A 14,069-nucleotide genomic window follows, 5' to 3' on the forward strand; every position below is an offset into this window, starting at 1 on the left:
CAAGCCGAGTTTTTATGTTCAGATTTCTAGTGGCGCCTACCGCTGTGGCACGAGCCTGTAGATGCTGCGCGTGCTCGTCTCGGGAACGTCCAGCGCGTGCTCGCCCGGGGTGAACTTTTGCACAGCGCTCTGCCACAGGATGCGGCCCTGATGGTCGAACTGCACGACGCTCGCGGTCATGGCGCGGTCGACCTGCAAGAGCAACTTGCCGCCCTGCTGCCGGAACGAAAACTTGTCTGTAATCCCGCCGGTGCGTATGGCGGTAGTGCTGCTGGACGAACTGACGGAACTTGACGATTCGTGAACTGCTTCGCTGCTCGAAGATTTGGGCTCACTTGCCTTCATCTTCGCGATGCCCGCCTTCCAGGCGTCAACGGCGGCCTGCGAGGTGTTGAGTGCCCAGTCGCCCTCGTTCGCTTCTTTGCTCTGGCTGAACCACATCACCGCGAAAACGCGCGAGAAGTCCGTGGCAAAATGCTCGAACATGTCGGTAATCCATTCGGCCTTGTTGCCGCCCCTCTCGGAGCTTGAGATTTCGGCGATAAAGAGCGGCTTGTCGATGTTCGCGAGCGCGTTGTACGCCTTCTTGAAAACCTGCGAGAACGTCTGCCAGCTGGACCAGCTCTGGCACGTGCCCCAGTTGTAGCCGTCGATGGAGATGTAGTCCACGTACTCGTCGCCGGGATAGTTGCCCGTGAGCGTGGTGCCGCTGCCCTGGTTCGAGGCGTTGGTGGTCCATACCCACTTGACGTTCGTGACGCCTTCTTCCTTGAAGATTTTCACGATGTGGCGGAAAGCTTCGGCGACGTTCGCGTCGGTATTGCCGGCGCCCGATTTTCCTACCCCCCAGTCATACCAGTCTCCATTTGCTTCATGGAGCGGTCTGAGCCAGATTTCGTCGCCGAAGCCCTTGACGCCCTTTGCATATTCACGGATGTAGTTGTCGGCCTTGCCGTTCACCAGTTCCTGCGCGTTGTAGCCGTTCGCCATCCAGGTCACCACCAGCGTGGAACCGTTGTTCTTCGCGACGTTCGCGTACTGCGCAGTCGCGTTCCAGTCGTTGATGTCAAAGAGCGCAAAATAACTGATGAGGTCGAGGTGCGTGCCCTGCAAATCCTGGAATGCTTGCACGTTCTGCTGCGTGGGTTGCGGGTACTGCCCGGGCCCACCGACCCATGCGCCGACCTGGAAGGCCATTGCCGTCACGGGTGCGAGAACCATCGAGAATAGGAACTTCTTGTTCATAAATGCCTCCGGCGGGCTTCCGTCCGCAAAATGTTCCCATACACCCTAAAAATAGATTGTGCAGCCAGCGCGGGCTGATTTCTAAAACGGATATTTGTACCAAAGTGTATCTAGTGTTTTATAACGTCCTGGAGTTCCTCGATACTGCCGTAAATTCACATTATCCGAATAAGATTCTCCAAATAGGAACACCCTCTTTATTTTTTTTCTAGTTTGTTTGGTAATCAGGGACTGCTGTATGAAACTTTTGAAATTGTGTTGGCTGCCGGTTCTATTGATGGCGATGTTCCTTTGCGGGTGCTCGCAGTCCAATGAAGATGAAGTGCGAAAGGCGAAACGCTTTGAAGAGTTAAAAGGACTGCCATTGGACACGGTCCTTACGCGTGCGTATAAATTCTACGAGCAGTTCCAGGCGACGGGTGATACGCTGCTGCGCGATTCCATGGACGATTACAGGGGCCACTTTTTTGCGAGATGGGAATTGACTTCGGATTCTCTTTGTGGGACGGTTGCGCCGGATGATTCTTTGGCGATGGAATTACGCGAAATCTATAATGTTGTATTGGAGTTCGATGCTAAACGCAAGTATCGTTACGTTCTTGATGAAGAAGAACGCGAAAAACGGGAAGATGATTTATGGAATGATAGCGCACGTAGAGAAAAAGTGTCGAAGATGATGGATGCCTATTTTAAAGCTTTGGTTGAAAACCCGGATTCCATGCGGGTTGTTGAAGAAAAGGAGAGGGCAGAGAGAGAAAGAGCCGATAGCATCTATGCTGTGAAAATCCGTGCGATTCCGCTTGATGAAGCCTTGAATCGTTTGGAAGAGGATTCTAGCAGCATTTATAATTACGCGTATTTTGTCCAGACGCTGGAGGTGCTGTATGTCGATACTGCTGTCGCCGATATGAAGGAACTGGATAAAATCGATCGGCACAGGATAAAGCGAAATACCTGGAAAGAAATGAAATCAGCTTGCTTGGGTAGAACATCGATGGGCCAAAAGGTTCTTATTCTGAACAAGGAATATGAATCTCTGTTGAACAATTTTATGAGAGCGAATGTTCATGAGTCTCGCAGTGAGAGGTACACGATCTTGCCGGTAAAATATCCTTTCTGGTATCCGATGATTTCTGTTGTGCCGCATCATTCGGGCGATGATTTCCATTTTGAATCGTTCCCGGCCATGGGAGGAGCCTTATTCAACAAAAACCATGATATGGTGATATTGAGTGTAGAGGAGTCTTTCAATAGCGGGAGTTACTACTATTTGGCAAAGAAGAACGGGAAATGGGAATTGATAATGCATAAAGACGGCTGGGTGGCGTAGGTGCGAAAACCCGCCTCTTTTTTGCCCACTTTTTCTCGGCTTGCTGTTCTAGCGCCTGCCAACAATTTTCCTATATTTACAGCACAAAAATTTCACACTAAACCAAAAGGCTAAAAAATGGCTTCTAAAATCAAATCCGTTGTTGCCCGCCAGATCCTCGACTCTCGCGGCAATCCCTCTCTCGAAGTTGATGTTACCCTCGAAAACGGCGTGAAGGGTCACGCTGCTGTCCCGAGCGGTGCTTCTACCGGCGAACGCGAAGCTTGCGAACTCCGCGACGGCGACAAGAAGACCTACTGCGGCAAGGGCACGCTCACTGCTGTGAAGAACGTGAACACCAAGATTGCCAAGAAGATCATCGGCATGGACCCGGCCAAGCAGACCGAAGTCGACGACGCCATGATCGCTCTCGACGGCAACCGCATGCTCAAGAACAAGCTCGGTGCAAACGCTATCCTCGGCGTTTCCATGGCTGTCTGCTGCGCCGCTGCTAACGACGCCAAGATGCCTCTCTACCAGTACATCGCCAAGCTCCATGGCACCAAGAAGCTCACGCTCCCGTGCCCGATGTGCAACGTGATCAACGGCGGTGCTCACTCCTCCGCCCCGATCGACTTCCAGGAATTCATGATCGCCCCGGTTGGCGCCAAGACGTTCTCCAAGGGCCTCCAGATGGTTACCGAAATCTTCCACGCCCTCAAGGCTGTGCTGAAGAAGGCCGGCTTCGACACCACCGTTGGTGACGAAGGTGGCTTCGCTCCTGGCGTTTCTATCAAGCCGGCTAAGAACAAGTTCGGTTACGAAATTACTGGCGTGATGACCCTCGAAAAGGCTCTCGACGCCCTCAAGGCTGCAACCACCAATGCCGGTTACAAGTTCGGCACTGACATCAAGATCGCTCTTGACGTTGCTTCCTCTGAATTCTGCGACAAGAACACCAAGGCTGGCAAGCCGGAAACCTACACCTTCAAGAAGAGCACCAAGAAGACTGTCAAGTCTGCCGACATGGTGAAGCTCTACGAAAAGCTCATCGACAAGTACTCCATCTTCTCCATTGAAGACGGTCTCGACGAAGCTGACTGGGCTGGCTGGAAGGTCATGACCGACAAGCTCGGTGGCAAGATCAACCTCGTGGGCGACGACCTGTTTGTGACCAACCCGACCATCTTCGACGAAGGCATCAAGGCCGGTATCGCTAACGCCATCCTTATCAAGGTGAACCAGGTCGGTTCTGTGTCCGAAACTCTCGCCGCCATCAAGCGCGCTCAGAACGAAGGCTATGCTCCGATCGTTTCTCACCGCTCTGGCGAAACCGAAGACACCTTCATTGCTGACCTCGCCGTCGGTACTGCCGCTGGCCAGATCAAGACTGGTTCTCTCTCCCGCACGGACCGCGTTTGCAAGTACAACCGCCTCCTCCGCATCGAAGAAGAACTCGGCAAGGCTGCCGTGTACGCCGGTGACCCGCGCAAGGCTTGCAAGGCCCCTGCTAAGAAGGCCGCTTGCAAGAAGTGCTGCAAGAAGTAATCTAAACCATTAGAATTACTGAAAGAGGCGTCCCTATCAGGGACGCTTCTTTTGTTTGTAATCATTTTTTGCTGGCTGGCGATGTGTTTACTTTATCTGTAATTTACTGGTCTGGACCTGTGGGAAACCTGGTGCCTGCCGGACGTTTTTGAGGCACGAAAAAGGCATTATTTCTACTTTGTAAACTCTCGTAAACAATTAGGCTGTGAATGAACTGTGAATAGCCTGTGCCGCGGCTTGGATGGCGCCCTGGACCCGCGTCTGTGTCGCCTTGTAAACGTATTTTTTTAGAACGGGGAGTAACAAACAATACGTTTAAATCTATATTAGAATCCGAATTTCATCAAAAGTCGTAAATAGGCTTACAATAAGAGGATACACATGATTGGAATGAAAACTATTGCCAAGACTGCTGCCGTGATTACGGCCGCGGGTGCCCTTTTTGGGTGTGATAGCAGCAGCGAGCAGCAGGCCGCCGAAGGCGCACTGCCCCGCCAGCAAACGCTTTACTTGTCTGGTCAGCAGTGGGGTGCCCCTGCTACGTTCAACCCGCTCGCCGAAAGCTGGATGGCCGCATGGCCGGTGGGTGGCCGCTTCAACCTGGTGTACGAACCGCTCGTCACCTATAACACCCTGAATGGTCAGGTGGAAGCCCTTCTTGGTACGCTCGTTCCGGAACTTTCCAACAACGACAGCATCGTGGTCGACCTGAACCCCGCCGCCAAGTGGAGCGACGGCAAGCAGGTGAACTCCAACGACGTGAAGTTCATCTTCACGAACGGTTCCATCAACACGACCGAACAGATTTCCGCAATCCACGTGGATACCCTCAAGGCCGAACCGGCAGCGGCGGATGCTCCCGTTACCGAACGCATTTCCTTCATTGTGGCTAAGGACAAGCGCAACAACCCGCTTTCTGTGATGGACCTCCTCCAGGCTATCCGCATCGTGCCGGCTCACGTGTTTGAACCGCTCGTTGCCGAAAAGGGTCTCGACGAAGTCAAGAAGCTCATGATGGACAAGAACCCGGTCGTTTCTGGCCCGTACACCATCAAGGACTACTCTGCGAACAAGATTATCCTCGAACGTCGTGATGACTACTGGGGCAACGCTGCCCTCCACGAAGGCAAGCTCCCGGCTCCGAAGTTCATCGTTCACCCGATCTACAAGAGCAACGAACACAACACCATCGCTCTCCGCAAGGGCGAACTCGATGCTTCCATGTCCTTCATTCCTCGTATTGGCGACCTCAAGAGCGCTGGCGTGCACACCTGGTTGAACGATGCTCCGTTCTTCACTCCGGGCGCTATGCCGATGCTCATGATCAACACCATGAAGGAACCCCTCAACGACAAGCGCTTCCGTCGTGCTCTCGCTACGGCCATCGACTACAACGCTATCCGTCAGTTTGCTCTCTCCGGTTACACCTCTCAGTTGCAGCCGGGCCTCATCATGCCGACGAACCTCGAAGGCAAGTACATCAACGCCGAAGACCAGAAGGTCGGCGTGAAGCTCGACATTGTTGACGAAGCCGAACGCCTCAACACCGTGAAGGCCATGCTCTCCGAAGCCGGCTACAAGTCCGTGTTCAAGGATGACGGTTCTCTCGACCACATGGAAAATGCCAAGGGCGAAAAGATCCCGACCCTCTTCATCACGTCTCCGGCCGGCTGGACCGACTGGGAATCCATCGTGAACATCGCTGTCGAAGGCATGCGCAAGGCCGGTATCGACGTTCGTGAAGGTTTCGTGGATGGCGGTCAGTACTGGCCTGCCATGGGCACCGGCAACTTCGACCTCATCATGCACAAGCCGACTGCCGACGTGTCTCCGTCTCTCCCGTGGAGCCGCTTCAACGAAGTTATGTCTAGCCGTGACTGGCAGAAGCTCGGTGACTGGGCCGGCACCAACATCGGCCGTTACAACCAGCCGGGCACCAAGGAATTCCGCCCCGAAGTGGACAAGCTCCTTGCTGAAATCCCGCTCATGACCGACGAAGCCAAGAAGGCTGAAGCCTACCGCGAACTCAACAAGATCTTCATGGAAGACCAGCCGGCGATTCCGCTCGCTTACCTCCCGGAACAGTACTACGAGTTCAGCGACAAGGTTTGGACCAACTGGCCGTCTGCCGACAATGCCTATGCCCCGGCCCAGCTGCCGTGGATCGCTTCCGGCACGAAGGTTCTCTGGAACCTGAAGCTCAAGTAATACAAAGGAACGAAGGGAATATAAATGCTTAAACAGTATCCCATGCTGCGCTACGTCTTGCAGAAGGCGTTCTGGTATCTTCTGACATTCGTCGTAGCTGTCGCAATTAACTTCACTCTACCGCGTATGGGTGAAAACAACCCGGTAGATATCATTATGGGTAAGGCCGCCCAGGGCCTTTCTCCGGAACAAGCCAAACTCAAGAAGGAAACCTTGCTCAAGGCCTTCGGTATGGCCGAACTTGACGACCAGGGCAACGTAATCTACGACCCCGAAGTCGATGAGAACGGCCAGGTGAAGATGGTTAAGGTCCCGAAGAAGGAAAACGGCGCGGTAGTTCTCAAGACGGTCAAGGTGACGGATGCCGAAGGCAATCCGGTCATGGAAGAACGTCAGAAACTTGACGAACAAGGTAATCCCGTGTTCGAAGAGAAGCCGGTTCTCGACGAGAAGGGCAAGCCCGTGATGGAAAAGGACCCGAAGACCAAGAAGAAGGTTGCTAAGGTCGAACAGGTTGCTGTCATGGAACAGTTCCAGGTTGAACGCCAGGATACGGTCATGATAGATACTGTCTTGCGCAAGACTGACCCCAGGCTTGCGTCCGGCATTTCCCAGTTCTTTGTCTACATCAAGAACGTCTTCAAGGGTGACCTCGGCCTTTCTTACAGCCAGTACCCGAAGCCGGTTACCGAGATTATCAAGGAATCCCTCCCGTGGACCCTTGCTATCCAGGCCCCGACCATTATCCTCGGCTGGATTGTCGGTAACCTTCTCGGTGCCTTCGCTGCATACAAGCGCGGCATCTTCGACAAGGTGTTCTTCCCCTGCGCCATGTTCCTCAACGGTGTGCCGTTCTTCGTGTTCGGTATGCTCCTGGTGGCGCTCTTCTCCATTACGCTCGGCTGGTTCCCGGCCATGGGCGCCTACAGCCCGGATATTCCGGAACTTACCTTCACCTGGAACAACATCAAGAGCGTCGGGTACTACTATGTGCTTCCGTTCTTCTCGGTGTTCCCGATCCTCCTTTCGGGTCAGGCAACCGGTATGCGTTCCATGTCCATCTACGAACTCGGTACCGACTACATGAAGTACGCGAAGTGGCTGGGTCTCCGTGAAGGCAAGATTATCAGCTACGTGTTCCGTAACGCCATGCTCCCGCAGCTCACTGGCCTTGCCCAGAGCCTCGGTGCGATGGTGGGCGGCGCCCTCATTACCGAAATGATTTTCTCTTACCCCGGCCTCGGTATGGCGATGCTTACCGCCATCCAGCAGAACGACTACGCTACGATTCAGGGCTGCACGCTCATGATCTCTACCTGCGTGCTTGTCGCTAACTTCGCGGTCGACGTTTTGATTGCAATCTTTGACCCGCGCGTCAAGGCCGGTCTCCAGATGGGAGGTAAGTAATCATGGGTAAACTTCTTAAAAACCTTCTCAAGTCCCCGATGTTCGTGATTGGCGTGTCCATCTTTGTGCTGTCTCTTTTGATTGCGCTCTTTGGACCTCTCTTCTATCACGTTGACATCAATGCCCGCGACATGATGGCAGGCCCCTATGCCGGTTCTAGCGCAGACCACCTGCTCGGTACCGACCACCTCGGCCGTGACTACGTGTCGCTCCTGATTGCTGGCCTCCGCTCCTCGCTCTATGTGGGCCTGGTTGCCGGTGTCATCGCTACTACGATTGGTGTGCTTGTTGGTTTGTTCGGCGGTTTCCGCGGTGGCTGGATTGACGAAGTCCTGAACATGCTCACGAATATCTTTATCGTGATTCCGCAGTTCGTGATTCTCGTGCTCATCAGCTCTGCCGTGAAGGATGGCCGCTCCCTTACGCTGATTGGCCTTATCATCGGCCTTACCGCGTGGAGCTGGTCTGCCCGTGCCGTGCGTGCCCAGGCATCCTCCCTGCGTAGCCGCGACCACATCGCGCTTGCCCGCATCAACGGTGCCTCGACGCTCACCATCGTGCTGAAGCATGTGCTCCCGTACCTGCTTTCGTACGTGTTCATGGTGTTCATCATGCAGGTGTCCTCGGGTATCCTTTCCGAAGCCTCCATCTCCATGATCGGCCTCGGTCCTCTGGATTCCACTTCCCTCGGTATCATTTTGAACCAGGCGAAGGACAACGGTGCGCTTTCCGGCGGTATCTGGATTGCGTTCCTCCCGGCGACCATCATCATTACTCTCACGGTTTTCGCGCTCTACCTCATCAATACCTCGATGGAAGGCGTGTTTAACCCCAGGCTCCGCAAGTAAGAGGTAACGAAATGTCAGAAAATGTTTTTGAAGTAGAAAACCTCAGCCTGTTTTACCTGGGCCGCTTCGGCGACAAGACCCATGCCGTGACGAACGTTAGCTTCTCCATGAAGCAGGGCGAAATCCTCGGCATCGCGGGCGAATCCGGATGCGGTAAGTCGACTCTCGTGTCTGGCCTCATGGGTATGTGCATTCCGCCGCTTTATCCCGAAGGCAAGAGCGACGTGCGCGTGTGGAACGGCACCAAGATGGAATCCCTCATGAACCGCAAGATCGAGGACGTCCGTGCGAACGTTCTCGCCCAGAAGGTCTCGATGATTCCGCAGGGTGCGTTCAACGCCCTGAACCCGGTCCGCAAGATCAAGGACATCGCCGCCGACGTGATTGCCGCTCACCAGCAGCCCGGCAAGAAGCTCGACCACAAGGAAATTTACGACCGCCTCTGTGAACGTTTCGACCTGTTCGGAATGGACACGAAGCGCGTGCTTGATTCTTACCCGATTCAGCTGACCGCTGGTGAACGCCAGCGTTCCGTGATCGGTATCTCCACCCTGCTCAACCCGCAGATGGTGATTGCTGACGAACCGACTTCCGCTCTGGACGTTTCGACCCAGAAGGAAGTGATCAAGATGATTTTCGATCTTCTTGACAAGGGCATCTTCAGCACGATGATCTTCATTACCCACGAACTTCCGCTCCTGTACCACGTGGCCGATAACATCGCCATCATGTACGCCGGCGAATTTGTGGAAAAGGGTACGGCGGAACAGGTCGTCAAGGACCCGCGTCACCCGTACACGCAGGCACTCATGGGCGCCATGCTCAGTACCGAAGCGAGCCAGCGTGGCCGCCATCCGGTGGCTATCGAAGGCGCTCCTCCGAGCCTCAAGAAAGAAATCATCGGTTGCCGTTTCGCTGCCCGCTGCAGCAAGGCATGCCCCGATTGCAAGAAGAACACTCAGAATCTCCGCGTTGTCGGCGATCGTGACGTGAGGTGCGATTATGCTAAGTGATAAGCCCGTTGTATTTTCTGCCAAGCGCATCAGCAAGGACTTTGGTGCGGGCAAGACCCTGAAGACCGCCGTGAAGGATGTTTCCTTTGATATCTATGACGAGGAATTCATCTCTATCGTGGGTGGCTCGGGCTGCGGCAAGTCCGTGCTCGCCAAGATCATGCTCGGCCTCTACAAGCCGACGCGTGGCCAGTTCCTTTACCGCGACAAGCCCATCAAGAACCTGAAGGACCACTGGAACGAAGTCCAGTCCGTTTTCCAGGACCCGTTCGGATGCTTCAACCAGTTCTTTACTATCCGTAGCCAGCTGGAAGACGCTCTGAACATCTTGAAGAACAAGCCCTCCAAGGACGAAATCCGCCGCCGCGTGGACGAAGGCCTGATGGCCGTGAACGTGACGCCTGCCGATATCGAAGGCAAGTACCCGTTCGAACTTTCCGGTGGTCAGATGCAGCGTATGCTCTTGGCCCGTATCTTCGCGCTCCGCCCGAAGGTTCTGATTGCTGACGAAGCTACCTCCATGGTGGACGCCTGCGTGCGTGCAAACATCCTCGATTACCTCCGCAAGTTGAAAGACGAACTGAAGATGACCGTGGTGTTCGTGACTCACGACATCGGCCTTGCAAACTACGTTTCGGACCGTATCTTCATTATGCATGACGGCAAGATCGTGAACCAGGGTACCCCTGCCGAGGTGCTCGACAACACGAACGAACCGCATACGCTCCGCCTGCTCGACGATATCCCGGAAGTCCACAAGACCGAATGGATCAAGAACAGCCATCGTAGCAAGAAGTAATGCGATAGTGTCATCCTCGCGAAAGCGAGGATCTTGCAAAAGAAAACCCGACTCGTTTGAGCCGGGTTTCTTTCTGTTTGGGGAGATGTTTTCATTTGAAAACGGGAAATGCTCCTGAAAAGGTTCCGGCGTCTGCATTTTTAGGTATATTCTGGGTATGAGTGTATACAAGAATGTTTTTTATGCGGGCGCGGCCCTGGCTGCGGCATCTCTGTTTACTTCCGTGGCTTTTGCTGGCCCTCTCGTGAACCAGTTGGGCTATTACCCTGAAGCCGAAAAGTCGGTCGTGTACCCGGGCAACGACGCGAACGGCCTCGAGGTGCGTGACCTGAACGGAAAGACTGTGCTAAAGCTCGATGCTCCCGACGTGTACGACTGGGACTACAGCGGCGAGGAGGTGCAGACCTTCGATATCTCCGCCGTCAAGACACCAGGAACCTACCGCCTGTTCCGCGGTGGCGCCTACGTGGGCAACCCCATTACGGTCGGGAACAATGTCTACGAGGACCTGGTGAAGGCGAGCCTCAAGTGGTTCTACTACCAGCGCGCAAGCATGCCGCTTTTGCCGCAGTATGCGGGCAAGTGGGCGCGCGCTGCGGGCCACATGGATGATAAGGTTATCATATACGGTTCCGACAAGGTGACCGGTGGCAAGGGCGCCGGTAAGGTCATCAATTCCGCTCGCGGCTGGTACGATGCGGGCGACTACGGCAAGTACATCGTGAATTCCGGCATTACCGTTTTTACCTTGCTCGAGATTTACGAGCACTTCCCGAAGTACATGGATTCGCTGACCTGGAACATTCCGCGCGAGTTCCCGAAGTATCCGGAACTGCTCGAGGAAATCCGCTACAACCTGGACTGGATGCTTACCCTACAGGACAAGGACGGCGGTGTTTACCACAAGGTGACGACCTTGAAGTTTGGCGGGAGCGTGCTGCCCGAAGATGACGTGGCTCCGCGCTATGCGATTATCAAGAACATGCCCGCTTCGCTTGACTTTGCAGCCGTGATGGCGCAGGCGAGCGTCGTGTACAGGAACATCGACAAGGCCTATGCCGACAAGATGCTCAAGGCGGCAGAAAGCGCATATGCCTGGGCGAAGAAGAACCCGAAGGCTATCTACAAGCAGCCTGACGACGTGCAGACTGGTGGCTACGTTCCCGGTGACGAAAACGGCAAGGACGAGTTCCGCTGGGCTGCTGCCGAACTCTACCGCGCGAAGGCTGTTGCCGGCGTTAAGACCGACAAGGCTGCCGCCGGTTACCTGAAGGACTTGAAGGGCAATCCGTTCACGGCAAATGGCGCCTGGTGGGGCGACGTGAACATGCTTGCCGCATTCCGCGTGGCGCTCGATTCCGCCGACTTTGACAAGGACTTGGTTGCCGCTGCGAAGAAGACGGTGATGAACGAGGCGAACAACCTGCGTGCCGTGGGCGACACGAGCGCCTACCGCTTGCCCGCTTTCCCGTGGAGCTGGAATTGGGGTAGCAACAGCGCGATGGCGAACAACGGCATGGTGCTGGTGCATGCCTACCTGCTTACCGGTGACAAGAGCTACCTGGATGGCGCGCAGCAGTGCCTTGACTACCTGCTGGGCAAGAACCCGATGGACATTACCTATGTGACAGGATTCGGCTACAGGAGCCCGCGCAATCCGCACCATCGCCCGAGCGAATCTGACCTGGTGGACGATCCGGTGCCGGGCATGCTCGTGGGTGGCCCGCACTTGGGCAAGCAGGACATTAACCTGGACGGCAAGGAACACTGGAAGTGCCCGAACTATGCCGCTGCCGACAAGCCGGCTCTCGCCTACATCGACAACCGTTGCAGCTATGCGACTAACGAGGTGGCCATCAACTGGAACGCCCCGCTTGCGTACCTCGCCGCTGCCCTCGAGGCCATCTACTCGAAATAGATTGTTGCCGACCTTCGCGACTCTTTATGCCCTGTTGTTCATGCAACAGGGCTTTCCGTTTATGCAACGGAGTGTTGCATAAAAGAATTAAAAATTATAAAACGTGTTAAAAACTGTGATTTTGATTAAAAATAAGCGGTTTTGTTGCATAAAACAATTGACTTTTGTGAAAAAAGAGGTATAATTAGGAGTGATGAAACCGATTGTCGAATATTCCGATTTCCGCCAGTACATGCGGGACTACTATGAGGAGCGCAAGCGCTGCTCGGTGTTCTCGTGGCGTGAGTTCTCGAAGGTGGCGGGATTTACCTCGTCGTCGTACATGAAGGTTGTCTGCGATGGCAAGAGTAAGCTCTCCCGTGTCGGCGTCGAGCGTACGGGGGCCGCGATGGGCCTTGTCGGATTCGAGATGGAATATTTCCGTGCCATGGTCGAGTACGGCCAGGCCGAGGTGGAGGCGAAGAAGAAGGCTGCCTACGAGAAAATGCTTTCCGTTGCCAGGACGCACAAGGTCCGCGTGATGGAAGGCGAACTGTTCGAGTTCTACGATTCATGGCACAACCCCGTGGTGCGCGAACTCGCCCCGCTGATGCCGGGTGCTACTCCAGGCGATATAGCGAAGATGTGCTGCTCCGAAGTTTCTGCGGCCGATGTCCAGAAAAGCCTCAACTTTCTTACTAGGGCGGGCCTCCTGAAAAAGGCCGGCCAGGATGCCTTTGTGCTTGCGGAGACGTCGATCAGGGGCACGCCGGACGCTACACGCCTTGCGCTCCGCGGAATGCACCGTCAGATGTCTGAACTCGCTACCCCTGCGGTAGACCTCCCTGTGGACGAGCGCCATTTTAGCGGTGTCACTATGGGCCTCTCGAACGAAAGCTACCGCAAGATAGAGAACGTACTCGACGAATGCCGCCGTAAGATTATCGCCATTGCTGCCGAAGACAAGGATGTCGACCAGGTTTACCGACTGAACCTGCAACTTTTCCCGCTGAGCAAGAAAGTGAAGGAGCGCAAGAATGAAGAAGTCTAGTTTATACGTACTGCTCGCGTGTGGAATTTTGCTTTTCGCACTCCTTTGCGCAGGCTGTTCCGACAACCCGAGTGTCGCGGGTACGGCCGAAGAGCCAAATGAACTGGCCCAGAACGAATCCTCGAGCAGTTCCGAGCCGCAACAAAGTTCCTCTTCGGACATTGGCCCCGGAATTGTGCAGAGAGACTCAGCATCGCTGGAATTCTACATTGAGCAGTTTGGGATAGACAGTCTCCAGTTCAACGGCGGAGTCCTTGCTGCTATGGCGGATTACGACATGAAACCGCCTCCCCAGAGTTCGGTGGATCCCGGCAATCAGCCCGCCATGGCGACGGAATTCGATACCCCGTGGCCACACGCAATCGTCAAGCAGAACGTCGAAGCCTTGAATGACCTGTTCCCCAAGGCGAACGAGCAATTTGCGAATCTGGTTGATTCCATCAGAGAAGGCATTGCGAGCGACAGTTGCAAGCTCTATGTGCAGAGTGTCTGGGGTGATTCCAAGACTATCGGCTTTGTTCTCGCCAATGTCTCGAGGGATACCGTTTCCATCATCGACATCGCCAACAGCAACTGCAAGGAAACGACTGAAAACAAAGTGTACCGGTTCCTGTTCCGCTACTGCGGAGAAATAGACTCGCGTCCAGAAATCGTACACACGACGGTTGCTGCCAATATTTCTGCCGACAAGTGCCCGGTCCAGAGAACCGCTGCCGAATGGCTGAAGGACGAATAATTTTAGAA

General features: G+C 54.7%; 11 protein-coding genes. 10 read left to right on the forward strand and 1 reads right to left on the reverse strand.

Translation table 11 applies throughout. The features are described from left to right. Positions 1 to 36: 36 nt before the first annotated feature. Complete coding sequence (locus B7994_RS00070; protein WP_088636465.1) at positions 37 to 1,245, reverse strand: glycoside hydrolase family 26 protein; 1,209 nt, start codon at positions 1,243 to 1,245, stop codon at positions 37 to 39. Between the two features lie 238 nt (positions 1,246 to 1,483). On the opposite strand from B7994_RS00070, the gene B7994_RS00075 reads away from it, so the two are divergent. The 10 genes from B7994_RS00075 to B7994_RS00120 all read left to right on the forward strand — a co-directional run bounded on the left by B7994_RS00075 (position 1,484) and on the right by B7994_RS00120 (position 14,061). After that, positions 1,484 to 2,575, forward strand: coding sequence for a hypothetical protein (locus B7994_RS00075; protein WP_088636466.1), 1,092 nt, complete (start codon positions 1,484 to 1,486; stop codon positions 2,573 to 2,575). Positions 2,576 to 2,692: 117 nt separating this feature from the next. Continuing rightward, a complete protein-coding gene (gene eno / locus B7994_RS00080; RefSeq protein ID WP_088636467.1) occupies positions 2,693 to 4,102 on the forward strand; it encodes a phosphopyruvate hydratase in 1,410 nt (469 codons plus the stop codon). Between the two features lie 381 nt (positions 4,103 to 4,483). Further along, positions 4,484 to 6,310, forward strand: a complete 1,827-nt coding sequence (locus tag B7994_RS00085; RefSeq protein ID WP_088636468.1) for an ABC transporter substrate-binding protein — start codon at positions 4,484 to 4,486, stop codon at positions 6,308 to 6,310. Positions 6,311 to 6,334: 24 nt separating this feature from the next. Then, complete coding sequence (locus B7994_RS00090; protein ID WP_088636469.1) at positions 6,335 to 7,717, forward strand: ABC transporter permease; 1,383 nt, start codon at positions 6,335 to 6,337, stop codon at positions 7,715 to 7,717. A 2-nt stretch (positions 7,718 to 7,719) separates the two neighbouring features. Further along, the gene (locus B7994_RS00095) at positions 7,720 to 8,565 is read left to right on the forward strand and encodes an ABC transporter permease (protein ID WP_088636470.1); all 846 of its coding nucleotides are present in this window, start codon (positions 7,720 to 7,722) and stop codon (positions 8,563 to 8,565) included. Positions 8,566 to 8,576: 11 nt separating this feature from the next. Then, the gene (locus B7994_RS00100; protein ID WP_088636471.1) at positions 8,577 to 9,578 is read left to right on the forward strand and encodes an ABC transporter ATP-binding protein; all 1,002 of its coding nucleotides are present in this window, start codon (positions 8,577 to 8,579) and stop codon (positions 9,576 to 9,578) included. Continuing rightward, positions 9,568 to 10,377, forward strand: a complete 810-nt coding sequence (locus B7994_RS00105) for an ABC transporter ATP-binding protein (RefSeq protein ID WP_088636472.1) — start codon at positions 9,568 to 9,570, stop codon at positions 10,375 to 10,377. Before B7994_RS00100 ends, B7994_RS00105 begins: the two co-directional genes overlap by 11 nt. 157 nt (positions 10,378 to 10,534) lie before the next feature. Then, complete coding sequence (locus tag B7994_RS00110; protein WP_088636473.1) at positions 10,535 to 12,295, forward strand: glycoside hydrolase family 9 protein; 1,761 nt, start codon at positions 10,535 to 10,537, stop codon at positions 12,293 to 12,295. Positions 12,296 to 12,488: 193 nt separating this feature from the next. Continuing rightward, complete coding sequence (locus tag B7994_RS00115) at positions 12,489 to 13,325, forward strand: TIGR02147 family protein (protein WP_088636474.1); 837 nt, start codon at positions 12,489 to 12,491, stop codon at positions 13,323 to 13,325. After that, entirely contained in the window at positions 13,312 to 14,061 is a 750-nt protein-coding gene (locus B7994_RS00120; RefSeq protein WP_088636475.1) for a hypothetical protein, read from the forward strand. Before B7994_RS00115 ends, B7994_RS00120 begins: the two co-directional genes overlap by 14 nt. Positions 14,062 to 14,069: the final 8 nt, after the last annotated feature.

The sequence above is a fragment of the Fibrobacter sp. UWR2 genome, assembly GCF_002210285.1.
GTDB lineage: Bacteria > Fibrobacterota > Fibrobacteria > Fibrobacterales > Fibrobacteraceae > Fibrobacter.